This window comes from Streptomyces sp. NPDC001848 (assembly GCF_042891915.1).
Classification (GTDB): domain Bacteria; phylum Actinomycetota; class Actinomycetes; order Streptomycetales; family Streptomycetaceae; genus Streptomyces.
In genome coordinates this window covers 139,775-164,748 of the sequence record NZ_JBIATP010000011.1, presented here as the reverse complement: position 1 = coordinate 164,748, position 24,974 = coordinate 139,775, and the positions used below count along the sequence as shown (strand labels likewise).

The 24,974-nt window shown below is 68.7% G+C and carries 20 protein-coding genes and 1 pseudogene; 15 read left to right on the top strand and 6 right to left on the bottom strand.

The annotated features are described in order from the left end of the window. Positions 1-254: 254 nt before the first annotated feature. The 4 genes from metH to ACFYZJ_RS23515 all read left to right on the top strand — a co-directional run bounded on the left by metH (position 255) and on the right by ACFYZJ_RS23515 (position 9,009). The gene (gene metH, locus ACFYZJ_RS23530; RefSeq protein ID WP_388570990.1) at positions 255-3,779 is read left to right on the top strand and encodes a methionine synthase; all 3,525 of its coding nucleotides are present in this window, start codon (positions 255-257) and stop codon (positions 3,777-3,779) included. Positions 3,780-4,531: 752 nt separating this feature from the next. Beyond that, entirely contained in the window at positions 4,532-5,233 is a 702-nt protein-coding gene (locus ACFYZJ_RS23525; RefSeq protein WP_388570989.1) for an HAD family hydrolase, read from the top strand. Positions 5,234-5,653: 420 nt separating this feature from the next. Continuing rightward, on the top strand, positions 5,654-7,258 hold the full coding sequence (locus ACFYZJ_RS23520) for an ABC transporter substrate-binding protein (RefSeq protein ID WP_388570987.1): 1,605 nt from the start codon (positions 5,654-5,656) through the stop codon (positions 7,256-7,258). 167 nt (positions 7,259-7,425) lie between these two features. Next, complete coding sequence (locus tag ACFYZJ_RS23515) at positions 7,426-9,009, top strand: ABC transporter substrate-binding protein (protein WP_388571218.1); 1,584 nt, start codon at positions 7,426-7,428, stop codon at positions 9,007-9,009. Positions 9,010-9,075: 66 nt separating this feature from the next. Here the strand turns inward: ACFYZJ_RS23515 and ACFYZJ_RS23510 are convergent, their stop codons facing one another. Further along, positions 9,076-9,747, bottom strand: a complete 672-nt coding sequence (locus ACFYZJ_RS23510; protein ID WP_058926326.1) for a response regulator transcription factor — start codon at positions 9,745-9,747, stop codon at positions 9,076-9,078. 15 nt (positions 9,748-9,762) lie between these two features. Then, positions 9,763-10,749 (bottom strand): RecB family exonuclease, encoded by a 987-nt coding sequence (locus ACFYZJ_RS23505; RefSeq protein ID WP_388570985.1) that lies wholly within the window; start codon positions 10,747-10,749, stop codon positions 9,763-9,765. 273 nt (positions 10,750-11,022) lie between these two features. Between ACFYZJ_RS23505 and ACFYZJ_RS23500 the strand changes: the two genes are divergently transcribed. The 3 genes from ACFYZJ_RS23500 (at position 11,023) to ACFYZJ_RS23490 (ending at position 14,316) form a co-directional block, all read left to right on the top strand. Then, complete coding sequence (locus ACFYZJ_RS23500; RefSeq protein WP_388570983.1) at positions 11,023-12,501, top strand: site-2 protease family protein; 1,479 nt, start codon at positions 11,023-11,025, stop codon at positions 12,499-12,501. 38 nt (positions 12,502-12,539) lie between these two features. After that, positions 12,540-13,442 (top strand): tRNA (adenine-N1)-methyltransferase, encoded by a 903-nt coding sequence (locus ACFYZJ_RS23495; RefSeq protein WP_103839091.1) that lies wholly within the window; start codon positions 12,540-12,542, stop codon positions 13,440-13,442. Between the two features lie 298 nt (positions 13,443-13,740). Then, positions 13,741-14,316 (top strand): hypothetical protein, encoded by a 576-nt coding sequence (locus ACFYZJ_RS23490; protein ID WP_388570981.1) that lies wholly within the window; start codon positions 13,741-13,743, stop codon positions 14,314-14,316. 79 nt (positions 14,317-14,395) lie between these two features. On the opposite strand, the gene ACFYZJ_RS23485 is transcribed toward ACFYZJ_RS23490, so the two are convergent. Then, positions 14,396-14,701, bottom strand: coding sequence for a ferredoxin (locus ACFYZJ_RS23485; protein ID WP_388570979.1), 306 nt, complete (start codon positions 14,699-14,701; stop codon positions 14,396-14,398). A gap of 243 nt (positions 14,702-14,944) precedes the next feature. Between ACFYZJ_RS23485 and arc the strand changes: the two genes are divergently transcribed. The 6 genes from arc to prcA all read left to right on the top strand — a co-directional run bounded on the left by arc (position 14,945) and on the right by prcA (position 21,108). Further along, on the top strand, positions 14,945-16,711 hold the full coding sequence (gene arc / locus ACFYZJ_RS23480; protein WP_388570978.1) for a proteasome ATPase: 1,767 nt from the start codon (positions 14,945-14,947) through the stop codon (positions 16,709-16,711). Positions 16,712-16,945: 234 nt separating this feature from the next. Next, positions 16,946-18,457, top strand: coding sequence for a depupylase/deamidase Dop (gene dop / locus ACFYZJ_RS23475; RefSeq protein ID WP_388570977.1), 1,512 nt, complete (start codon positions 16,946-16,948; stop codon positions 18,455-18,457). Between the two features lie 188 nt (positions 18,458-18,645). Further along, entirely contained in the window at positions 18,646-18,864 is a 219-nt protein-coding gene (locus ACFYZJ_RS23470) for a ubiquitin-like protein Pup (protein ID WP_200421338.1), read from the top strand. 381 nt (positions 18,865-19,245) lie between these two features. Beyond that, a complete protein-coding gene (locus ACFYZJ_RS23465; RefSeq protein WP_388571216.1) occupies positions 19,246-19,497 on the top strand; it encodes an endonuclease VII domain-containing protein in 252 nt (83 codons plus the stop codon). Next, complete coding sequence (gene prcB, locus ACFYZJ_RS23460) at positions 19,449-20,294, top strand: proteasome subunit beta (RefSeq protein ID WP_388570975.1); 846 nt, start codon at positions 19,449-19,451, stop codon at positions 20,292-20,294. The genes ACFYZJ_RS23465 and prcB overlap by 49 nt, the downstream gene beginning before the upstream one ends. Before the next feature lie 61 nt (positions 20,295-20,355). Further along, a complete protein-coding gene (prcA, locus tag ACFYZJ_RS23455) occupies positions 20,356-21,108 on the top strand; it encodes a proteasome subunit alpha (protein WP_388570974.1) in 753 nt (250 codons plus the stop codon). Positions 21,109-21,447: 339 nt separating this feature from the next. Here the strand turns inward: prcA and ACFYZJ_RS23450 are convergent. Next, a pseudogene (locus ACFYZJ_RS23450) lies at positions 21,448-21,843 on the bottom strand (transposase family protein); the annotation flags it as partial. 193 nt (positions 21,844-22,036) lie between these two features. Here ACFYZJ_RS23450 and ACFYZJ_RS23445 point away from each other — a divergent pair. Further along, positions 22,037-22,858, top strand: coding sequence for an ATP-binding cassette domain-containing protein (locus tag ACFYZJ_RS23445; RefSeq protein WP_388570972.1), 822 nt, complete (start codon positions 22,037-22,039; stop codon positions 22,856-22,858). Continuing rightward, entirely contained in the window at positions 22,855-23,511 is a 657-nt protein-coding gene (locus ACFYZJ_RS23440; RefSeq protein WP_388570970.1) for a hypothetical protein, read from the top strand. The genes ACFYZJ_RS23445 and ACFYZJ_RS23440 overlap by 4 nt, the downstream gene beginning before the upstream one ends. A 59-nt stretch (positions 23,512-23,570) precedes the next feature. Here ACFYZJ_RS23440 and ACFYZJ_RS23435 read toward each other — a convergent pair whose 3' ends face one another. Then, positions 23,571-23,771: a hypothetical protein gene (locus ACFYZJ_RS23435; RefSeq protein WP_388571243.1), complete on the bottom strand. Its 201-nt coding sequence runs from the start codon at positions 23,769-23,771 to the stop codon at positions 23,571-23,573. 142 nt (positions 23,772-23,913) lie between these two features. Continuing rightward, on the bottom strand, positions 23,914-24,927 hold the full coding sequence (locus tag ACFYZJ_RS23430; protein ID WP_388570968.1) for a LacI family DNA-binding transcriptional regulator: 1,014 nt from the start codon (positions 24,925-24,927) through the stop codon (positions 23,914-23,916). Positions 24,928-24,974 lie beyond the last annotated feature (47 nt).

Sequence of the window (24,974 nt, the reverse complement as noted above, 5' to 3'; positions counted from 1 at the left end):
CGTCGGCTGGTGTTCGTATACCGCCGTTCGGCAATGCCGAACACTACCGGTCGTTGCCGACCTCCCGCTAATGGGCGGCCGTCATCCGTTCTGCGGAAGCCCCCGCGCGGGTCATCCGGCGTTCAGTCCGTCCCGCCCCGTGGACGCCCCTGACCGTACGGCGCGCTCCGGGCTACCCTGACGGCGTGCGTCCTCCGTGGGAAGGTCCAGGGGACGCAAAGCCGACAGCCGTCGCACTCCAGGGAGCATCTTCCATGGCCTCGTTGCCGAACCCGTCCCTTTCGTCCGCCTCCACCGACAGCCGGACCCGATCCGGAGCCCTCCGGGAAGCCCTAGCCACCCGTGTCGTGGTGGCCGACGGCGCCATGGGCACGATGCTCCAGGCCCAGGACCCGACGCTGGAGGACTTCCAGGGCCTCGAGGGCTGCAACGAGATTCTGAACGTCACCCGACCGGACATCGTCCGCACCGTGCACGCCGCCTACTTCGACGCGGGCGTCGACTGCGTCGAGACCAACACCTTCGGCGCCAACCTCACCGCCCTGGGCGAGTACGACATCGCCGAGCGCGTCGCCGAACTGTCCGAGGCCGGCGCCCGCATCGCCCGCGAGACGGCCGACGAGTTCACCGCGCGCGACGGGCGCCCGCGGTGGGTGCTGGGCTCCATGGGCCCCGGCACCAAGCTGCCCACCCTCGGCCACACCACCTTCACCGGCATCCGCGACGCCTACCAGCGCAACGCCGAGGGCCTGCTCGCCGGCGGTGCCGACGCCCTGTTGGTGGAGACCACCCAGGACCTGCTGCAGACCAAGGCCTCCGTGATCGCCGCCCGCCGCGCGATGGAGAGCGCCGGGTACGAGGTCCCGCTGATCGTGTCGGTGACCGTCGAGACCACCGGCACGATGCTCCTCGGCTCCGAGATCGGCGCCGCGCTGACGGCGCTGGAGCCGCTCGGCATCGACATGATCGGCCTGAACTGCGCCACCGGTCCGGCCGAGATGAGCGAGCACCTGCGCTACCTCGCCCGCCACTCCCGTATCCCGCTGTCGTGCATGCCGAACGCCGGCCTGCCCGAGCTGACCAAGGACGGCGCGTACTACCCGCTGACCGCCGCCCAGCTGGCCGACGCGCAGGAGACGTTCGTCTCCGAGTACGGCCTGTCCCTCGTCGGCGGCTGCTGCGGTACGACGCCGGAGCACCTGCGCCAGGTCGTCGAGCGCGTCCGCGGTCTGACCCCGCCCGAGCGGCACCCGCAGCCCGAGCCGGGCGCGGCCTCCCTCTACCAGAGCGTGCCGTTCCGCCAGGACACCTCCTACCTGGCGATCGGCGAGCGGACGAACGCCAACGGGTCGAAGAAGTTCCGGGAGGCCATGCTGGAGGGCCGCTGGGACGACTGTGTGGAGATGGCCCGGGAGCAGATCCGCGAGGGCGCCCACATGCTCGACCTGTGCGTCGACTACGTGGGCCGTGACGGCGTCGCCGACATGGAGGAGCTGGCCGGCCGATTCGCCACCGCCTCCACCCTGCCGATCGTCCTGGACTCCACCGAGGTCGACGTCCTGCGAGCCGGTTTGGAGAAGCTCGGCGGCCGGGCGGTCATCAACTCGGTCAACTACGAGGACGGCGACGGCCCCGAGTCCCGCTTCGCCAAGGTCACCCAGCTCGCCAGGGAACACGGCGCCGCGCTGATCGCACTGACCATCGACGAGGAGGGCCAGGCCCGTACCGCCGAGAAGAAGGTGGAGATCGCCGAGCGGCTGATCGCCGACCTGACCGGCAACTGGGGTATCCGTGAGGACGACATCCTCATCGACTGTCTGACCTTCACCATCTGCACCGGCCAGGAGGAGTCCCGCAAGGACGGCCTCGCCACCATCGAGGCGATCCGCGAGCTGAAGAGGCGCCACCCGAAGGTGCAGACCACGCTGGGCCTGTCGAACATCTCCTTCGGCCTCAACCCGGCCGCCCGCATCCTGCTCAACTCCGTCTTCCTCGACGAGTGCGTCAAGGCCGGGCTGGACTCGGCGATCGTGCACGCCTCCAAGATCCTGCCGATCGCACGCTTCGACGAGGAGCAGGTGACCACCGCGCTGGACCTGATCCACGACCGGCGCTCCGCGGACTACGACCCGCTGCAGAAGCTGATGGCGCTGTTCGAGGGCGCCACCGCCAAGTCCCTGAAGGCCGGCAAGGCGGAGGAACTGGCCGCGCTGCCGCTCGAGGAGCGCCTGAAGCGGCGGATCATCGACGGCGAGCGCAACGGCCTGGAGGCCGACCTGGACGAGGCGCTCGAGGAGCGTCCGGCCCTCGACATCGTCAACGAGACCCTGCTGGACGGCATGAAGGTCGTCGGTGAGCTGTTCGGCTCCGGCCAGATGCAGCTGCCGTTCGTGCTGCAGTCCGCCGAGGTGATGAAGGCCGCCGTGGCCCACCTCGAACCGCACATGGAGAAGACCGACGAGGCGGGCAAGGGCACCATCGTGCTCGCCACCGTGCGCGGCGACGTGCACGACATCGGCAAGAACCTCGTCGACATCATCCTGTCCAACAACGGCTACAACGTCGTCAACCTCGGCATCAAGCAGCCCGTCTCCGCGATCCTGGAGGCAGCCGAGGAGCACAAGGCCGACGTCATCGGCATGTCCGGGCTCCTGGTCAAGTCCACGGTGATCATGAAGGAGAACCTGGAGGAGCTCAACCAGCGGGGCCTGGCCGCCACCTACCCGGTCATCCTCGGCGGCGCCGCGCTCACCCGGGCCTACGTCGAGCAGGACCTGCACGAGCTGTACGAGGGCGAGGTCCGCTACGCCCGCGACGCGTTCGAGGGACTGCGGCTGATGGACGCCCTGATCGGAGTCAAGCGGGGCGTGCCCGGGGCGAAGCTGCCCGAACTGCGGCAGCGCCGGGTGCGCGCGGCCACCGTCGAGATCGAGGAACGGCCCGAGGAGGGGCACGTCCGCTCGGACGTCGCCACCGACAACCCCGTGCCCACACCCCCGTTCTGGGGCACCCGCATCGTCAAGGGCATCCCGCTCAAGGACTACGCCTCCTGGCTGGACGAGGGCGCACTGTTCAAGGGCCAGTGGGGCCTGAAGCAGGCCCGCACCGGCGAGGGGCCGTCGTACGAGGAACTGGTCGAGACCGAGGGCCGGCCCCGGCTGCGCGGCCTGCTCGACCGGCTGCAGACCGACAACCTCCTCGAAGCGGCCGTCGTCTACGGCTACTTCCCGTGCGTGTCCAAGGACGACGACCTGATCATCCTGGACGAGGAGGGCAACGAGCGCACCCGCTTCACCTTCCCGCGCCAGCGCCGCGGCCGCCGGCTGTGCCTGGCCGACTTCTTCCGTCCGGAGGAGTCGGGGGAGCGGGACGTCGTCGGCTTCCAGGTCGTCACCGTCGGCTCGAGGATCGGCGAGGAAACCGCGCGGCTGTTCGAGTCGAACTCCTACCGCGACTACCTCGAACTGCACGGGCTGTCCGTGCAGTTGGCGGAGGCCCTCGCGGAGTACTGGCACGCGCGCGTGCGCGCCGAGCTCGGGTTCGCCGGTGAGGACCCCGCCGACATCGAAGACATGTTCGCCCTGAAGTACCGCGGCGCCCGCTTCTCCCTCGGCTACGGCGCCTGCCCCGATCTTGAGGACCGCGCGAAGATCGCCCAGCTCCTGGAGCCGGAGCGGATCGGCGTCCACCTGTCCGAGGAGTTCCAGCTGCACCCGGAGCAGTCCACGGACGCCATCGTGATCCACCACCCGGAGGCCAAGTACTTCAACGCGCGGTAGCGTCCGTCCCCCGCCGCCGCAGATCCCCGCCGACGGCCCTCGGGCTTGGCCGGTGGGGGACGGTCGTGTCTTCGGGTCGGTGGTGGGGGACGGTCGTGTCTTCGGGTCGGCGGTGGGGGACGGCCGTGTCTTCGGGTCGGCGGTGGGGGACGGCCGTGTCTTCGGGTCGGCGGTGGGGGACGGCCGTGTCTTCGGGTCGGCGGTGGGGGACGGTCGTGTCTTCGGGTCGGTGGTGGGGGACGGCCGTGTCCTCGGGCCGACGGCGGGGCGCAACCACGTCTCGGGCCCCGGACGGCAGGGCGCAGCCGCGCTCCCCGGGCGGGGCCGCCTGGGCGCGGCCCTGGCCCGTCCGTATGCGTGCGGCTTGGCGGCCCCGTCGGCCCGTCTCCCGCGCGAGCCGGCCGGGCGCCCTGGGGGGACCCTTCCCGACGCGCCCTCCGGCCCGCCCTCCGGCGCCGGCCGGGTGTGGTCGGCGCGCCCTCGCGCTCCGCGCCCGAACGGCCGACCGAGGCCCAGGTGCGGGCGGCGGGGCGCCCCTCTGCGCTCCGGCGGAAGCTGTGCGGCCCGATGTCCCCACGACGGTGCGGGCGCCATCCGCGGACCTGCCCAGGTCCCCCTGGGCCCGCACGGCGGCGTGGCGCTCCCGTACCGAGAGGCACTTTTCCCACGCGCGTCGTACACTGGTCGATCCACCGCAGGCCGGTTCCCTTGCTGGGAACCGGCCTGGTCGTCCCTTGAAGGAGGTACGCCGGATGACCACTACGGTTCCCGCACTCGGAACCCGTACGGCCGAAGGCTCCGCCCTGCAGGCCGTGCTCCTCGACATGGACGGCACCCTCGTGGACACCGAGGGATTCTGGTGGGACGTCGAGGTCGAGGTCTTCGCCGGCCTCGGCCACGCCCTCGACGAGTCATGGCGCCATGTCGTGGTCGGCGGTCCCATGACGCGCAGCGCGGGATTCCTGATCGAGGCCACCGGCGCCGACATCACCCTCGACGAGCTCACCGTCCTGCTCAACGACGGGTTCGAGAACCGAATCGACCGCAGACTGCCCCTGATGCCGGGTGCCGCACGGCTGCTGGCCGAACTGGCGGCGCACAACATCCCCACCGCCCTGGTCTCCGCCTCCCACCGGCGCATCATCGACCGCATCCTGGCCTCCGTCGGCCCGCAGTACTTCACCCTGACCGTCGCCGGCGACGAGGTCGAGCGCACCAAGCCGTTCCCCGACCCGTATCTGCGGGCCGCCGCCGGTCTCGGCGCCGACCCCGCGCGGTGCGCGGTCATCGAGGACACGGTGACCGGAGTCACGGCCGCCGAGGCCGCGGGCTGCCGGGTGGTGGCCGTGCCCTCGGTCGCCCCCATCGAACCGGCCGCCGGGCGCACCGTCGTCACCTCGCTCGAAGAGGTCGACCTGCCATTTCTGCAGCGTTTGATGACGCAAATGCGTTGAGCCTTCACCCAGCGTGCAGAGCGAATGGACGGATTACTCCCGGCTGTCCAACCGAATGAATTAATACCGGCTCAACCGAGCGAATTCCGGGGTGCGGAGCGCCTGTTCATTATGTGACGTTCCCCACGCTCGCGGGGGTCGACAGCAGGCCCGGCGTGTGCTGCCCGCCTCCACTCGGGCGCCCCCGACGCGCCCTTGTGTCCCGATTGGTGAAACGCTGCACGAATCCTTCCCCGACCGGTTTTCCGGTCCGTTCACAGCCGGTTTCACAGCGTGATGGGAACTCAACTCCGGTGGCTGTCAGCCCTCGTGCAGGTGCGGACTAATCTCAGCGCGAGAACATCACCGCTTCCCCGTGATCCGCCGCACCACCCATGCATGCCGGATACACGGACCCGACAGCTCTGGAGAAACTCGAGCATGAACCGCAAGACTTTGGTGCTGCCGGCCGTCGCCGGTCTGCTCACCCCCGTCCTCGCTGCCTGCGGCGGGTCCAGCAGCGGGGGCAAGAGCGGTGACGCCATCGTCGTCGGCACCACCGACCGGTTCACCGCCTCCAGTGACGCCCCCGCGCCCCTCGACCCCGCGTACGCCTACGACGTCGGCACCTGGAACATCCTCCGGCAGACCGTGCAGACGCTGATGGTGCAGCCCCGCGGCGACGGCGAGCCGCAGCCCGAGGCCGCGGAGAGCTGCGGCTTCACCGACACCGGCAACGAGCGCTACGCCTGCAAGCTGCGCAAGGACCTGAAGTTCGCGAACGGCGACCCGGTGACCGCGGCCGACGTGAAGTACTCCATCGACCGCGCCCGCGCCATCAAGGCCGACAGCGGTGTCTTCGCCCTGCTGTCCACCATCGACACCGTCGAGACGCAGGGTGACAACGAAGTCATCTTCCACCTCAAGACCGCGGACGCCACCTTCCCGTTCAAGCTGTCGACGCCGGTCGCCGGCATCGTCGACCCCAAGGACTACGAGAAGAACAAGCTCCGCGACGGCTTCGACATCGACGGCTCCGGGCCGTACACGATGCAGGCCGAGGTCAAGAACAACGAGCTGGTCAAGGCCACCTTCACCAAGAACCCCAACTACCGGGGCCTGCTGACGCCGAAGAACGACAAGGTCGTCCTCGAGTCGTTCGACGACGCCGGCGCGATGGGCACCGCCCTCGACAAGGGCGACATCGACGTCATGACCCGCACGATGGACCCGGACCAGATCCGCAAGCTCCAGAACGCCACCCACGGCAACGTCAACCTCGTGGAGATGCCGGGCCTCGAGATCCGCTACCTGGCCTTCAACACCGACGCCCCCACGGTGAAGAACAAGGCCGTCCGCCAGGCCATGGCACAGGTCATCAACCGCGGCGAGCTGGTCTCCAAGGTGTACGGCACGGAGGCCGAGCCCCTGTTCTCGCTGGTCCCCGCCACCATCACCGGCCACTCCAACTCGTTCTTCAACAAGTACGGCAACCCCAGCGTGGACAAGGCCCGCGCCCTGCTCTCCAGGGTGGGCGTCTCCACCCCGGTGAAGCTGACGCTGCACTACACGACCGACCACTACGGACCGGCCACCGCCAAGGAGTTCGAGCTGCTCAAGCAGCAGCTCAACGACAGCGGCCTGTTCGACGTCACCGTCCAGGGCACCCCCTGGGAGAAGTTCCGCCCGGCCGAGAAGAAGGGCCAGTACGACGTCTACGGCATGGGCTGGTTCCCGGACTTCCCGGACGCCGACAACTACCTGGCGCCGTTCCTCGACAAGGACAACACCCTCGGCTCCCCGTACGCCAACCCCGAGATCATCAACACCCTGATCCCGCAGTCCCGCCGCGAGGCCGACCGCCTCACCGCGTCCAAGAGCCTCACCGACATGCAGGACATCGTCGCCGAGGACGTGCCGATCCTGCCGCTGTGGCAGGGCAAGCAGTACGTCGCCACCCGTGACGACATCACCGGCAGCGAGTACGTGATGAACTCCTCCTCCACGCTGCAGCTGTGGGAGCTCGGTCGCGGCGTCGGCAGCTGACCGGTCAGCAGCCCGGTTTCACACCGGCCATGTGACCAGCGGTTCTTCGGACCCCCGGGGACACCTCCGGGGGTCTCGCCTCGTACGCGGTACGATCCGGGAACTTCCGCACGCCCGGAACGCGCGGAGTCCGGGGCGAACGACAACCGAAGACAAGGCACATGCACGTGAACTTGCGCACCCAGTGGCCGGTTCTGTCCATCGCGACAGGGCTGGCCGCCGGCCTGCTCACCGGATGTGGCTCCTCGAGCGACGACTCCTCGGGCACCGGCTCCTCCGTGGTGGTGGGGATGTCCGACGACGTCCTGGCCACCGACCCGGCCTCCGGCTACGACCCGGGATCCTGGCTGCTGTTCAACAACGTCTTCCAGTCCCTGCTCGCCTTCCCCAAGGGCGGCACGGAGCCAGAGCCGGAAGCCGCCCGGGAGTGCGCCTTCACGGACACGCAGACCAAGGTCTACTCCTGCACCCTGAGGGACGGCCTGAAGTTCAGCAACGGTGACCCGCTCACCTCGAAGGACGTCAAGTTCTCCTTCGACCGCATGCTGAAGATCAACGACTCGGCCGGCCCCGCCATCATGTTCCCCATGCTCGACTCGGTCGAGACCCCGGACACCAAGACCGTCGTCTTCAAACTGAAGTACGCCGACGCCACCTTCCCCAGCAAGATAGCCTCCGGCGCCGGCTCCATCGTCGACCACAACGCCTACCCCGCCGACAAACTGCGCACCGACGGCAAGGCGGTCGGCTCCGGCCCCTACAAGCTCGACTCCTTCGGCAAGGACAAGGCAGTCTTCTCCGTCAACTCCCGGTACCAGGGCGCCGCCAAGGTGCACAACTCCGGCGTCACCCTGACGTTCTTCCACGGCGACCAGTCCGCCCTGAAGAACGCCCTCCTGAACCGGAAGATCGACCTCGCCTACCGGGGCCTGGCCGCCGCCGACATCGCCGACATCGACAACGGCACCTCCACCGGCAAGGGCATCAAGGTCGTCGAGGGCTCCAGCGCCGAAGTGCAGCACCTCGTCTTCAACATGGACGACCCGGTGGCCGGCAAGCTCGGCGTCCGCAAGGCCATCGCCTACCTCCTCGACCGCGACGCCCTCGTCAACAAGGTCTACAACAACACCGCGACGCCCCTGTACTCGATCATCCCGGCCGGCATCACCGGCCACGACACGTCCTTCTTCGACACCTACGGCGCCCGGCCCTCCAGGACCAACGCCGCCGCCGCACTGCGCGCCGCGGGCATCACCGGCAAGGTCACACTGACCCTGTGGTCGACCCCGTCCCGGTACGGGCCCGCCACCGACGAGGAACTGAAGACCATCGCCCAGCAGCTGAACGACAGCGGACTGTTCGAAGCGACCGTCAAGTCCGTCCCCTTCGACCAGTACGAGAAGGACATCACGGCCGGCAAGTACGGCGTCTACGTCAAGGGCTGGGTGCCCGACTACCCCGACCCGGACAACTTCACCGCGCCCTTCTTCGGCAAGGGCAACGTGCTGGACAACCACTACGCCAACAGCACCATCACCGGCGAACTCATCCCGAAGACGGCCGCCCAGAGCGACCGCTCCGCCACCGACGACGAGTACCGCAGGCTCCAGCACATCGTCGCCGAGGACGTCCCGGTCATCCCGATCTGGCAGGGCAAGCAGTACGCCGTCACACGGGACGACGTGTACGGACTCGAGTACTGCCTGGACGCCTCCACCGTGTTCCGGTTCTGGGAGATCAGCAAGGGCTGAGCCGCCCCCACACGCACGAAGGGCGCCCCTGCGGCAGGGGCGCCCTCACCGTCACCCTCTCCCCGCCTACTGGGCGCCCGGACGCACCAGCCCGCTCTCGTACGCGTACACCGCCGCCTGCACCCGGTCCCGCAGCCCCAGCTTCGTCAGGACATGACCGACGTGCGTCTTGACCGTGGTCTCACTGACGAACAGATCCGCGGCGATCTCCGCGTTGGACAACCCGCGCGCCACCAGCTTCAGCACCTCCACCTCACGCTCGGTGAGGGTGTGCAGGGTGTCCGGCACCGGCTCGTCCCCGGACGGCAGATGCGTGGCGTACTTGTCGAGCAGCCGCCGGGTGATGCTCGGTGCGAGCATCGCCTCCCCCGCCGCGACCACCCGGATCGCCTGCACCAACTCGTTGGCGGGCGCGTCCTTCAGCAGGAACCCGCTCGCACCGGCGCGCAGCGCCTCCACCACGTACTCGTCCAGATCGAACGTCGTCAGCACCAGCACCTTCGCCGGGCCGTCCCGCCCCGGCCCGGTGATCTGCCGGGTCGCCTCCACGCCGTCCATACGGGGCATACGGATGTCCATCAGAACCACATCGGGCTGCAGGGCACGCACCTGGTCAAGCGCCTGCAGGCCGTCTCCGGCCTCGCCGACGACCGCGAGATCCTGCTCCGCCTCCAGAATCATCCGAAAGCCCGTACGCAGCAGCGGCTGGTCGTCGACCAGTAGGACGCGGATGGCCACGTAAGTCCCCCTTCGCTAGTCCGGCCCCATTCTGCCCTGCGCGTCACCGCCCGATTCCGGCACCCCGACCGACGCGGACACCTCCGGGCCCGAGGAGCCGTCCGCCCGCTGACCGGGCAGCGACTGCTGCCCCGACGGGACACCGGCGGCCGGACGGACCGGCAGCGGATACGGCGGGGGAGTGCCCCCGAACTCCGGGCACACGTCCTGGTGGTCGCACCAGCCGCACAGCTTGCTGCGGCGCGGCCGCCAGTCACCCGTCTCCGTCGCCACCCGGATCGCCTCCCACAGTGCGAGCAGCTTGCGCTCCACACGCTCCAGGTCGGCAAGGACGGGGTCATACGTCAGCACCTCCCCACTGCCCAGATACACCAGCTGAAGCCGCCGCGGGACGACCTTCTTCAGCCGCCACACCACCAGGGCGTAGAACTTCATCTGGAACAGCGCGCCCTCGGCGTACTCGGGCCGGGGCGCCTTGCCCGTCTTGTAGTCGACGATCCGCACCTCACCCGTCGGCGCCACGTCGACGCGGTCGATGATCCCGCGCAGCCTCAGCCCCGACTCCAGCTCCGCCTCCACGAACAGCTCACGCTCGGCGGGCTCCAGACGCGTCGGATCCTCCAGCGTGAACCAGCGCTCGATCAGCCGCTCCGCCTCACCCAGCCAACGCGCCAACCGCTCACCGTCCGGATCGTCCGCGAACAGCTCCACCACCTCCGGCCTGCTCTCCCGCAGCCGGTCCCACTGGCCGGGCAGCAGCGCCTTGGCACGCGGAGCGGTCCGCTCAGCGGCCGGCGCGTCGAACAGCCGCTCGAGAACCGCGTGCACCAGCGTGCCCCTCGTCGCCGCCTCACTCGGCTTCTCGGGCAGCTTGTCGATCACCCGGAACCGGTACAGCAGCGGGCACTGCATGAAATCGCCGGCGCGCGACGGCGACAGCGAATCCGGGGGCGCGGCGGCCACGGCGGACGGCACGGCGGCGCCGTCGGTGCTGGTTTCCATGACCACAGACCATACGGCCCGCCACTGACATCGATGCTGATACTCAGGTTCCCGTGGTCGTGGCTCTGCCACCGACTGACGCCCTGCTGGGCTGTCTTCCGACCCAGCCACGACCCGGGCCCAGCACCCACCCACGGACCGGGGAACACCCGGCCGAGGAGAAACCGAAGGGTGCCGGGGCGGAACACCGCGCGACGGCCGCATACCATCGACACCGGACCCTCCCACCCGGCACGACCGGGGCCGGGGAGACGCATCGATCGAGGGGACAGCGTGGACGAGAGCGGCGGGAGCGCACAGCCGCGCCCCGGCAACAACGGGGCGCCCGACGACACGCCCCGCGAGCAATCACCGAGTCCCGAGCAGCTCCCCACCGAGCCCGCGGCACCCACCGCCGCGACCCCGGGGCCCGACGCGCACGACCCGAGCACCCCCCAGCCCCCTGCGACCGGCGACGCCGACACCCCGCCGGACAAGCAGCCCGCACCCCCGTCGGCGCCTCCTCACTCCAACGGCCCAACCACCCCCGAGCACAGCGCCACCCCCACCCGCACACCCGCCCACTCCGGCCAAGGACGCCCCCCGCAGCGCCCCAAGGACCCCGGCGGCGGCATCCTCATGGGCCGCCCCTTCGGCGTGCCCGTCTACGTCGCCCCCAGCTGGTTCCTCGTCGCCGCCCTCATCACCTGGGTCTTCGGCGGACAACTCGACCGCGTGCTCCCCGAACTCGGCGCCGCCCGCTACCTCGTCTCCCTCTTCTTCGCCGTCGCCTTCTACGCCTCCGTCCTCGTCCACGAACTCGCCCACACCGTCGCCGCCCTCCGCTTCAAACTCCCGGTACGCCGCATCCAGCTGCAGTTCTTCGGCGGCGCCTCCGAGATCGAGAAAGAAGCCGAGACCCCCGGCCGCGAATTCGTCCTCGCCTTCGTCGGCCCGTTGCTCTCCCTCGTCCTCGCCGCGATCTTCTACCTCGCCCTGCAGCCCGTCGAACCCGGCACCGTCCCCGGCGTCCTCCTCGCCGGCCTCATGGTCTCCAACCTCATCGTCGCCGCCTTCAACCTGCTCCCCGGCCTGCCCCTCGACGGCGGCCGCATGCTCCGTGCCGTCGTCTGGAAGATCACCGGCCGTCCCATGAGCGGCACCATCGCCGCCGCCTGGGTCGGCCGCGCCCTCGCCATCGCCGTGCTCATCGGACTGCCCCTGCTCACCCAGTCCGGCGCCCTCGGCTCCACCGCCGAGGACAACGTCGGCATGGACACCGTCACCGACGCCCTGCTCGCCGCCATCCTCGCCGCGATCATCTGGACCGGCGCCGGCAACAGCCTCCGCATGGCCCGCCTGCGCGAACACCTCCCCGAACTGCGCGCCCGCACCCTCACCCGCCGCGCCGTCCCCGTCCAGACCGACACCCCCCTCTCCGAAGCCCTGCGCCGCGCCAACGAAGTCGGCGCCCGCGCCCTCGTCGTCGTCGACGCCCACGGCCGGCCCCTCTCCCTCGTCCGCGAAGCCGCCATCGTCGGCGTACCCGAACACCGCCGCCCCTGGGTCCCCGTCAGCGGCCTCGCCCAGGACCTCACCGACGGCATGCGCGTCTCCGCCGAACTCGCCGGCGAAGACCTCCTCGACGCCCTGCGCGCCACCCCCGCCACCGAATACCTCGTCGTCGAGGAGACCGGCGAGATCTACGGCGTCCTCTCCGCCGCCGACGTCGAACGCGCCTTCGTCAAGGCCATGGCCCGTCCGACCGCCTAGTGGTCCACGGCCCCCTCAGCTGCCGGTAGGCTGGTCACATGTCCGAACCGACCGGTGCCGCCCGCCGTCGCGGGCCCTTCAAGGTCGGGGACCAGGTACAGCTGACCGACCCCAAGGGCCGCCACTACACGTTCACACTCGAAGCGGGAAAGAACTTCCACACCCACAAGGGGTCCTTCCCGCACGACGAACTGATCGGCGCACCCGAGGGCAGCGTTGTCCGCACCACCGGGAACGTCGCCTACCTCGCGTTGCGCCCCCTGCTCCCCGACTACGTCCTGTCCATGCCCCGCGGGGCAGCCGTCGTCTACCCCAAGGACGCGGGGCAGATCCTCGCCTTCGCCGACATCTTCCCCGGCGCACGCGTCGTGGAGGCCGGCGTCGGCTCCGGCTCGCTCAGCACCTTCCTGCTGCGCGCCATCGGCGACCAGGGCATGCTGCACAGCTACGAGCGCCGCGCCGACTTCGCCGAGATCGCCCAGGCCAACGTGGAACGCTACTTCGGCGGCCCCCACCCCGCCTGGCAGCTCACCGTCGGCGACCTCCAGGACAACCTGTCCGACACCGACGTCGACCGCGTCATCCTCGACATGCTCGCCCCCTGGGAGTGCCTCGAGGCCGTCTCCAAGGCACTCGTCCCCGGCGGCATCGTCTGCTGCTACGTCGCCACCACCACCCAGCTCGCCCGGACCGTCGAGTCCATCCGCGAGATCGGCTGCTTCAACGAGCCGACCGCCTGGGAAACCATGATCCGCAACTGGCACATCGAGGGCCTCGCCGTCCGCCCCGACCACCGCATGATCGGCCACACCGGCTTCCTCCTCACCGCCCGCCGCCTCGCCGACGGCGTCGAGCCGCCCATGCGCCGCCGCCGCCCCGCCAAGGGCGCCTACGGCGAGGACTACACCGGCCCCAACGCCGACGGAGGCACCGGCCGCTGACCCCGGCCCCGGCACCGCCCGCAACACACCAGCGCCGTGGCCGAGTTCCCGCACATTTCGCGGAACTCGGCCACGGCGCTGGTGTGTTCAAGCGCACACACACCCACACGCCTCCACCGCCGAAACGCACACACGCACACACACCCACCCACCGACGCGTCCAGCCCCTCCACTCCCGGCGCACACGGAAACTGACGCGCCACCAGCAGTGCCGACCCCGCCGTTCCCCCGCCGTGTGACCTGTGGCACGATGCGGGGCACCCCCACCGGCACAGCCCTCACAGGAGACACCTCCCCCGTGCAGCACTCCGCCGTCCCGGAACTCGCTCACACCACCACCCGGCCCATCCACTGGGTCGCCACCGCCACCGCGGTCTCCGGCGTGATCGCCCTGTCCTCCGTGCTGCAACCCGGCGCCGCCACGGCGGCCCAACCCCACGCAGAGACCAAGGCCGCCCCCGCCGCCACCGCACCCCCCGACCCCGCCAAGGCCGACTTCCCGCTCGACTGCGGCCCCACCAAACTCCTCATCGTGAAGAAGGCCACCGGCGACCTCGACGGCGACGGCCGCCCCGAAACCATCGCCGTCGTCCACTGCGACGCCGGCATGGGCACCCCACCCGACGGCCTCTACGTCCTCACCCAGGCGGCGGGCACCACCAGACCCCGCGTCGTCGCCACCCTCGTCAACCCCAAGGACCGCATCACCGTCACCGACTTCGCCGTTCGCGACGCCGTCGTCACCGCCACCCTCCTCGGCTACTCCACGCCCGATGTACCGAGTTGCTGCCCCGACGTCAGAACCAACGCCGAATGGCAGTGGAAGAACGGCGCGTTCCTCCGCACCACCCCCAACGGCAGCCGCGACGTCTGACCGCCCGACCCGGACAGGGTCACGCACAGCCCCGAGAATGTGAGAAAAGAGACACGACTGACGCCGGGTGGCCGTGCGATCACTCAGCGTCCGGGCCGTACACCTCGACCCTGTCCGAAACCCGACGCACATGGATGCACTCGCCAGGACACTCCCGCGCCGAGTCCACCACATCCCCCACCAGCGGCAACGGCACCCGCGTCGCAGCCCCCCTGACCTGCAGAAGCTCCTCGTCCGGTCCCTTCACATAGGCCAGACCGTCAATGTCCAGCTCGAAGACCTCCGGCGCGTACTGAGCGCAGATACCGTCACCGGTACACAGGTCCTGGTCGATCCAGACCTCCAGCTGCTCGTCACCGACACCGGACTCCTGCCGCACGGTCATCTCCCCTGCCGTCTACTGCGCAGAGCCCCGGGAATCCGGCCAGCTCTGACGGGTGTTGAACATCTCGACCCTACCTTCGGCGGCTTCCCAATCATGTTCGGTGGGTATTCCCCTGGCGTGAGGGTGAGCGCAAGGGTGAAGATCGGACACACCCCGACAGTCTTTGTGATCTAGGGGTTTCAATCGACACCCACCCAGGTAGGGTCTGGAAGCGTCCAGCTCCCCTTGGAGGAGGTGAGGACCGTGGCAGCCCACGACGACGACATGAACCGCGGCATCCGCCCGGGACGAGGGTCCGACGACCCTGCCGGGCAGATCGCCTACCTTGAGCAGGAGATCGCCGTCCTGCGACGCAAGCTCGCCGACTCTCCGCGACACACGAGAATTCTCGAAGAGCGGATCGTCGAGCTGCAGACCAACCTGGCCGGCGTGTCCGCGCAGAACGAGCGGCTCGCCAACACGCTCCGTGAGGCCCGCGACCAGATCGTGGCCCTCAAGGAAGAAGTCGACCGGCTCGCACAGCCACCGGCCGGCTTCGGTGTCTTCCTGCAGGCGAACGAGGACGGCACCGCCGACATCTTCACCGGAGGCCGCAAACTCCGCGTGAACGTCAGCCCCAGCGTGGACCTCGACGAGCTCCGCCGCGGCCAGGAAGTGATGCTCAACGAAGCGCTCAACGTGGTCGAAGCCATGGAGTTCGAGCGCGTCGGGGACATCGTCACCCTCAAGGAAGTCCTCGAGGACGGCGAGCGCGCCCTGGTGCTCGGGCACACCGACGAGGAACGGGTGGTACGGCTCGCCGAGCCGCTGCTGGACGTCACCATCCGCCCCGGCGACGCCCTCCTGCTCGAACCCCGCTCCGGCTACGTCTACGAGGTCGTCCCCAAGAGCGAGGTCGAAGAACTCGTCCTCGAAGAGGTACCCGACATCGGCTACGAGGCGATCGGCGGCCTCGCCGGCCAGATCGAGGCCATCCGCGACGCGGTCGAGCTCCCGTACCTCTACCCCGACCTCTTCAAGGAGCACGAGCTGCGCCCGCCCAAGGGAGTCCTCCTCTACGGACCCCCCGGATGCGGCAAGACCCTCATCGCCAAGGCCGTGGCGAACTCCCTCGCCAAGAAGGTCGCCGAAGTGACCGGCCAGGCCGCCGGCAAGAGCTTCTTCCTCAACATCAAGGGCCCCGAGCTCCTCAACAAGTACGTCGGCGAAACCGAACGACAGATCCGCCTCGTCTTCCAGCGAGCCCGCGAAAAGGCCAGCGAGGGCACCCCCGTCATCGTCTTCTTCGACGAGATGGAATCCCTCTTCCGCACCCGCGGCTCCGGCGTCAGCTCGGACGTGGAGAACACCATCGTCCCCCAGCTCCTCGCCGAGATCGACGGTGTGGAAGGCCTGCAGAACGTCGTGGTCATCGGTGCCTCCAACCGCGAGGACATGATCGACCCCGCGATCCTGCGCCCCGGCCGCCTCGACGTGAAGATCAAGATCGAACGTCCGGACGCCGAAGCAGCCAAGGACATCTTCGGAAAGTACCTCACCGAAAACCTCCCCCTGCACGCCGACGACGTCAGCGAACACGGAGGCGACAAGGCCGCCACTGTCCAGGCCATGATCCAGACCGCCGTGGAACAGATGTACGCCGAGTCCGACGAGAACCGCTTCCTGGAGGTCACCTACGCCAACGGCGACAAGGAAGTCCTCTACTTCAAGGACTTCAACTCCGGCGCCATGATCGAAAACATCGTCGGCCGCGCCAAGAAGATGGCGATCAAGGACTTCCTCGAACACAACCAGAAAGGCCTCCGCGTCTCCCACCTCCTCCAGGCGTGCGTGGACGAGTTCAAGGAGAACGAGGACCTGCCCAACACCACCAACCCCGACGACTGGGCCCGAATCTCCGGAAAGAAGGGCGAACGGATCGTCTACATCCGCACCCTCATCACCGGAAAGCAAGGCGCAGACACCGGGCGCTCCATCGACACGGTGGCAAACACCGGTCAGTACCTGTAAAAGCAAGGGCGGCTGCGGGTGCCCCCAACGGGTACCCGCAGCCCACTGCTTTTCGGGCCACGGCTGGAGCACAGCAATGACGCAAATGATCTCCCCACCAGCGCAAAGGCGTTCTAGGCTCTTTGTTACCGCCGCGTCGCGCCGTGCGGGGACGGGCACCGCACGCGCACCGGAGCACCAGCGGTATCTGAGCGCCGCCCCCGACCGAGGGCGCCGCCGGGCAAGGAGGGCCGCATGACCGTACGGCGAGTAATGGGTATCGAGACGGAGTACGGCATCTCCGTCCCCGGCCACCCCAACGCCAATGCCATGCTCACCTCATCCCAGATCGTCAACGCCTACGCAGCGGCGATGCACCGGGCCCGCCGGGCCCGCTGGGACTTCGAGGAAGAGAACCCGCTGCGGGACGCCCGAGGCTTCGACCTCGCCCGCGAGGCCGCCGACGCCAGCCAGCTCACCGACGAGGACATCGGCCTCGCCAACGTCATCCTCACCAACGGCGCACGGCTCTACGTCGACCACGCACACCCCGAATACAGCGCCCCCGAGGTCACCAATCCCCGCGACGCCGTCCTCTGGGACAAGGCCGGCGAACGCATCATGGCGGAAGCCGCGGAACGAGCCGCCCAGCTCCCCGGCGCCCAACCCATCCACCTCTACAAGAACAACACCGACAACAAGGGCGCCAGCTACGGCACGCACGAGAACTACCTCATGAAGCGGGAAACCCCCTTCTCCGACATCGTGCGCCACCTCACCCCCTTCTTCGTCTCCCGCCAGGTCGTCACCGGAGCCGGCCGCGTCGGCATCGGCCAGGACGGCCACGAACACGGCTTCCAGCTCAGCCAGCGCGCCGACTACTTCGAAGTCGAGGTCGGCCTGGAGACGACCCTCAAGCGCCCCATCATCAACACGCGCGACGAACCCCACGCGGACGCGGAGAAATACCGCCGCCTCCACGTGATCATCGGCGACGCGAACCTGTCGGAAATCTCGACGTACCTCAAGCTGGGCACGACCGCCCTGGTCCTGTCGATGATCGAGGACGGCTTCATCGCCGTGGACCTGGCCGTCGACCAGCCCGTACGGACCCTGCACCAGGTCTCCCACGACCCGTCGCTCAAGCGCCTCATCACACTGCGCAGCGGCCGCACACTCACCGCCGTCCAGCTCCAGATGGAGTACTACGAGCTCTCCCGCAAATACATCGAGGAGCGGTACGGGGCGGACGCCGACGAACAGACCAAGGACGTCCTCTCCCGCTGGGAGGACACCCTCAACCGCCTCGAACGCGACCCGATGAGCCTCGCCGGAGAGCTGGACTGGGTCGCCAAACGCGAACTCATGGAGGGCTACCGACGCCGCGACGGCCTCGACTGGGACGCCGCCCGCCTCCACCTCGTCGACCTCCAGTACGCCGACGTACGCCCCGAGAAGGGCCTGTACAACCGCCTGGCGGCCCGCGGCCGCATGAAGCGCCTCCTGGACGAGGCCGACGTCGAACGGGCCCGCACGAAGCCACCGGAGGACACCCGCGCCTACTTCCGCGGCCGCTGCCTCGAGCAGTACGCGGACGACGTCGCGGCCGCCTCCTGGGATTCGGTCATCTTCGACCTCCCGGGCCGGGACTCCCTCCAGCGCGTTCCAACCCTCGAACCGCTACGCGGAACGCGTAATCACGTCAAGGAGCTCCTGGACCGCTGCCGCACGGCCGAGGACCTGGTCAGGGTCCTGTCAGGCGGCTGAGGGGTACTCGGACGAGCCCGGCCGCCCGGGGTGTAAATCCCGGCGGCCGGGAATCATCGAGGTGGTCCCCGCACGTTGGAGTAACTGCGGGGCCATTGTCGGACCCGGCTAGTAGGGTCTGATCACCACCGATCGGCAGGAAAGCCGACCTGTCGACCATGTCGGGCGAACTGAGCGGGGTGAGGGTTATGGCGACCAAGGACACCGGCGGCGGCCAGCAGAAGGCCACGCGCTCCACCGAGGAGATCGAGGAGCAGGAGCAGGAGGCTCAGGCTTCGGGGGATCTCAAGGAGCGGCACGAGAAGCTGAGCGACGACGTGGACTCCGTCCTGGACGAGATTGACGATGTCCTCGAGGAGAATGCCGAGGACTTCGTGCGCTCCTTCGTTCAGAAGGGTGGAGAGTGATTTAACCTTCGAATCGAAGGTGGCGGGTGGGGGATCCGGTTGATTGGCAGCGACGAAGCGAAGCGCTGCTCGCGGTGCAAGGAGTACAAGCCGCGGGCGGCCTTCGCCAGCAGTAAGGCAGCCCGCGACGGGCTGCAGGCCTACTGTCGGGAGTGCTGGGCGGAGTATCACCAAGCCCGCCAGTTGGCCAGGGGGAAGCACGTCCGGTCACGGGTGCAGACGCCAGATGGTCACAAGTTCTGTCGCAGCTGCGGCGAGGTGAAGCCGCACAGTGAACGGCACCGCAACGCAACGGCTTCGGACGGTCTCTCGACGAGTTGCAAGGCTTGCCGTGCGGCGAAGGGGCGTGCGAACCATCTCAAGCGGCAGTACGGCCTGACTGTGGCCGAGCGTGACGAGATGGTGGCCTCTCAAATGGGGCTCTGTGTGATCTGCCTAAAGGCTCCCGCCGTACATGTGGATCACTGCCACAAGACGGGTAAGGTCCGTGGCGTACTGTGCTTCAACTGCAATTCGGCCATCGGCAAGTTGGATGACGACCCCGACATCGGCCGTCGTGCTGTCGCCTACTTGGAAGGAAAGACGTGGAAGCCAATCCTCGTAGCACCGGGCGTCTACCAGCTGCCTTCCTGACGCCTGGCTCGTCGTCCTTCATGGACTTCCTGTCGGAGCACCAGCCCGAGCTGCTGCCGGGCAACCGGCAGCTGCCGCCCACCCAGGGCGTGATCGAGGCGCCGCACGGCACCACCATCGTGGCCACGACGTTCCCGGGGGGCGTCGTGCTCGCGGGTGACCGTCGGGCGACCATGGGCAATGTGATCGCGCAGCGGGACATCGAGAAGGTGTTCCCGGCCGATGAGTACTCGGCCGTCGGTATCGCCGGTACGGCGGGTCTCGCGGTCGAGATGGTGAAGCTGTTCCAGCTGGAGCTGGAGCATTTCGAGAAGGTCGAGGGCACGCAGCTGTCCCTGGAGGGCAAGGCGAACCGCCTGTCGACCATGATCCGTTCCAATCTGGGCATGGCCATGCAGGGCCTTGCCGTGGTCCCTCTTTTCGCCGGCTATGACCTGGACCGTGGCAAGGGCCGTATCTTCTCCTACGACGTGACCGGTGGCCGCTCGGAGGAGCACGGCTTCGCGGCCACGGGTTCCGGCTCGATCTTCGCGCGCGGTGCGATGAAGAAGCTCTACCGTGAGGATCTGAGCGAGGAGGAGGCCACGACCCTGGTGGTCCAGGCCCTCTATGACGCGGCGGACGACGACTCGGCGACCGGTGGTCCCGATGTCGCTCGCCGGATTTATCCGATCGTCACCGTGATCACCGAGGACGGCTTCCGCCGACTGACCGAGGACGAGTCGTCCGGGATCGCCCGTTCGATTCTGGAGCGGCGTCTGGAGCAGCCCGACGGTCCGCGGGCCGCGCTGCTCTGACGGCGGACCGGGTTGTTATCAAGGTGATCGCGTGACTTCGACAGAAAGGGACGGATAACCGGTGTCGACGCCGTTCTATGTCTCCCCCCAGCAGGCCATGGCCGACCGGGCGGAGTACGCCCGTAAGGGCATCGCGCGCGGCCGCAGTCTGGTCGTGATGCAGTACGCCGACGGCATCGTGTTCGTCGGTGAGAACCCGTCCCGTGCGCTGCACAAGTTCAGTGAGATCTACGACCGGATCGGTTTCGCGGCGGCCGGTAAGTACAACGAGTACGAGAACCTGCGGATCGGTGGTGTGCGCTACGCCGACCTCCGCGGTTACACGTACGACCGTGATGATGTCACCGCCCGTGGTCTGGCGAATGTGTACGCCCAGACGTTGGGCACGATCTTCTCGAGTGCGGCGGAGAAGCCCTACGAGGTGGAGTTGGTGGTCGCCGAGGTGGGGGAGACCCCGGAGGGTGACCAGATCTACCGGCTGCCGCATGACGGGTCGATCGTGGATGAGCACGGTTCGGTGGCGGTCGGTGGCAATGCGGAGCAGATCAGCAGTTTTCTGGATCAGCGTCATCGTGACGGGATGACGTTGGCGGAGGCGCTGAAGCTGGCCGTGCAGGCGTTGTCGCGGGATACGAACGGCAGTGAGCGGGAGATTCCGGCGGAGCGTCTGGAGGTCGCGGTGCTGGACCGTACGCGACCGCAGAAGCGCAAGTTCAGGCGGATCACCGGGCGTCAGCTGTCGCGTCTGCTGCAGGCGGACGGTGCGTCGACGGCGGCGGAGGCCGAGGCGGACGCGGACGAGTCGGAGGAGTAGGCCGGCTCGGTCGTATGGCTGTGTGACGCCGCGCGCCCCGCCCGTTCCGGGATGCTGTTGGTTAATTCGGCGCCCGCGTGACGTCGGTCTCCAAGACCCGGTTGTGGTTTTTGGAGACCGACGTTGCTGTAGGGGGAGGATGTCGATGTCGATGCGGCCGGTGGCGCCGGGGGAGGCGGCGGGTTGCCACGGTTGTCCCTGCCGCCGCCCAGCGCGACGTTCTCGTCGGAGTTACGGCTGGCGGAGCCGATCAGCAGGATGTTCACCGGTGTCTGGCCGGCCGCGTTCGGCTGCGTCTTCCAAGGGCAGCCTGGCGATCCGGGTCCGGGACGAGTTACGTAGCTGCACGTTCATGCCGTGCTTCTTGTGTTTGCCCGAGTAGAAGGGCCGGTCGGTGGCGATCCGGTCGATGGGCAGAAGCGTGCCGTCTAGGATCAGATACGCCTTCATCGACGCGGCCCGTACGGCTTCGGCGAGTGTGGGTGCCAGGGAGGCCAGAAGCTCGACGGCCTCGGTGATGTAGCGGTAGGCGGTGGTGGTGCCGACGCCGAAGCCAGCTGCGAGCTGGGCGTAGGTGTGTCCGTTGCGGAAGTGGGCGAGAGCGAGCAGAGCCTGTCGACCCGCGCTCAGCCGCCGCCATCGGGTACCAAGAGCGCGGCGACGCGCTTGCAGGCGGGCGGACAGGAAGCGAAGGGAAGAGCTGGACACGTCGACACCCGACGGGTAAACAAGCACGCGAAGCCTCTGGTGGAGACGGTTCTCTTGGTCGAAAGCCATCTACCAGGGGCTTCACCTGCCTGTCAGCTTAACTATCAAGCTCGCCCGCCAGGCTGGAAGGGCCAGCGCGTAGGCCACAGGGAGGAACGGGTTGTTACGTTGTGAGGCGGTTGGCAAACGTTACGGCAGAGGACGGTGGATCCTCCGTGACGTGGACATGAAAGTCTCGGCCGGTGACGTTCTCGCGGTGGTGGGCAGCAACGGTTCAGGGAAGTCGACCTTGCTGAGGATCCTCGCCGGACTGTCCCAGCCCACCTCCGGAAGCGTGTCGGGCCGACCGCCGCACATCGGTTACGTACCGGACCGCTTCACCGCCCACGACCGCATCTCGGCGATCTCTTACCTCACCCACATGGGGCGTATTCGCGGCCTGTCGGCCTCCGTCGCCCGTACCCGAGGCAATCACCTGCTGGAGCGGCTGTCCTTGGTGGGCGGGCGGGACGCATCGCTGCGCACGCTATCGAAGGGCAACGCGCAGAAGGTGGCGCTCGCTCAGGCACTGCTCGTCCAGCCCGACCTGCTGGTCCTTGACGAGCCCTGGTCAGGTCTGGACGCCTCGGCCCACAGGGTCCTCGCCGAGTTCATCGACGAAGTGGCCGCACAGGGCGGGGCGGTGGTCTTCACCGACCATCGCGAGGCGATCTCCGAGACACACGCCAGCGGCGTCTACGTCATCAGCGACGGCCGGGTCATTTTGCACGGCGGCCGGCACGCCGGGGGTCGGGCCTCGGTGGTCGAATTGGTCCTGACGGTGCCGCCCACTGGCGTCATGCCGGTGGAGGTGACCTGGTCCGCGCTGCCGGGTGTGGTGGACTCCGCCCGGCGCGGCGGGGATGTCGTCCTGCGAGTGGCGCGGGAGCACTCGGACGCCGTACTGCTGACGGCGCTGCAACACCGGTGGTCGGTGGCGGGCCTCACCGGGACTGTGGGTGAACATGATCACCGGTTCGATGTGAGGAGGGCCGCCCGGTGATCGCCCTGGTCCGCTACATGTGCACGGTGCTGCTGCTCTCCCAGCGCTACCTGGCGCCGCTACTGCTGTTCCTTGGTCTGGTGGCCGTGCTGACCAGCAGCGACGCCGGCCCGCTCACAGCAACCTACGCCTCGGTGGCCGGGGCCATGCTGCTGTGCTCGGTCTGGCTGACCATGGCAGTGATCGGTCTCGAGGATCAGCCGCACCGCTCAATCGTCGTCGTCAGCACCGGCAGCCATCTACGCGTACTGCTCGCGACGGTCGGGACGGCCGCCGTGTGGTGCCTGCTGCTGACGGCTGCCGGTCTGGTGCTGCCGCTGATGTTCGCAACCCACACACCCGGCCCAGCGGACTTGGCGCTGGGGACCGAGGCCCAACTCACCTGCGCTTTCACCGGCATAGCCATCGGACTGGTCTGCTCACGGCTGGTGTTTCGGCGGCAGGGCTACGCGCTCGTCCTCGCCCTGGGGCTCCTGCTGGCCGTGCTGCTGGGCAAAGGCGTTTCCCCGGTCAACATCATGCTCACCCACCTGCAGAACGCCTCGGACTCGACGGATGCCCTGGTGCCCACGGGTGGCCTGCTCGCCGCCGCCGCAGGCTTCTTGGTGGTCGGCGCGGCTGTCACACAGGCGATCACCCTCAGAAAGGCATGAGCTCTGCGACGGTGTGCCTGAATCAGCGCAGGCCAGGTTGGAAAAGGCTCAGTGCCTGGTCAGGCAGCGCCCTGCGTAGCGGTGTCGGCGGCTTCGCGGTCGGCTTGTGACGGAAACAAGCCGGAGAACTGGTCGTCGGTGAACAGCGGGCCTAACTCGTCCCGGACCCGGATCGCCAGGCTGCCCTTGGGAAAGGCAGCCCTCGCCACTCGTGCGGTCTTTCCCGGGACCTCCCCCGGCGCCACCGGCCGCATCGACATCGACAGCCTCCCCCTACAGCAACGTCGGTCTCCAAAAACCACAACCGGTCTTGGAGACCGACGTCACGCGGGCGCCGAATTAACCAACAGCATCCCGGAACGGGCGGGGCGCGCGGCGTTGTGCTGTTGCGGGGGCAGGGGTTCAGTGGGGTGGTGGTGCGGTGGAGCCGCGGATGACGAGGTGCACCGGGATGTCGCCCTGCTCGGGTGTGCGGCCTTCCAGGACGGCCAGGAGGGCGTGCATGCCGCGTTCTCCGAAGAGTTCGGCGTCCAGTCGTACGGTCGTCAGTTCGGGGTCGATGGCGGTGGCGAGGGCGAGGTCGTCGAGGCCGGTGACGGAGAGGTCGTCGGGGACGCGCAGGCCGATGCGGCGGGCGGCTTTGTAGGCGCCGGCGGCGAGTTTGTCGTCGTCGCAGACGAGGGCGGTGGGGCGGGGCCCTGGGGCGGCGAGGGCGGTTGCGGCGGCGGTGAGGGCGCCTTCGATGGAGATGGGGGCGTGGGTGGTGCGGAGGGTGGTGCCGGGGACGGTGCCGATGCGTGCCGCGAGTTCCTCGGCGCGTATGCGGAAGGTCCAGGAGGGGACGTCGGCGGCGAGGTGGAGGAAGTGCCGGTGGCCGAGGTCCAGGAGGTGTTCGGCTACTTGGCGTACGCCGTCGGTGATGTCGAGGTTGACGGTTGCGGCGCCGGGGCTGCCGTGGGGGTCGCTGTCGAGCATGACGAGGGGGAGTTGGTCGCCGTGGATGGCGGTGAGGGCATCGGCGGCCATGGAGGAGGCGATGACGCCGTCGAGGGCGGCTTGTGCGGAGTGGAAGGGGTCTTTGGCGGGGCCGACGCCTTCGGGGGAGGGGTAGAGGACGACGCCGAAGCCGTGGTCGGCGGCGATGCGGGCGGCGCCGGTGTAGACGCCGGCGAAGAATTCGGTGGTGAGGGCGGGTACCACCAGCAGGACGGTGCGGGTGTGGCCGAGGCGGAGGTTGCGTGCCGCCAGGTTGGGCCGGTATCCGAGTTCTCGCGCGGCCTGGCGGACTCGCTCGGCGACGGGTGCGGAGACGCGTCCACGCCATTTGTCGCCGAGGACGAGGGAGACGGCGGCCTGGGAGACGCCGGCGGCCTGGGCGACATCGCGGCTGGTGGGTCGCGTGCTACCTCGTGGCACGGTGGGCGTGCTCCTTTGTGTGGACCGGTGGGGCGTGTCGTCCGGAT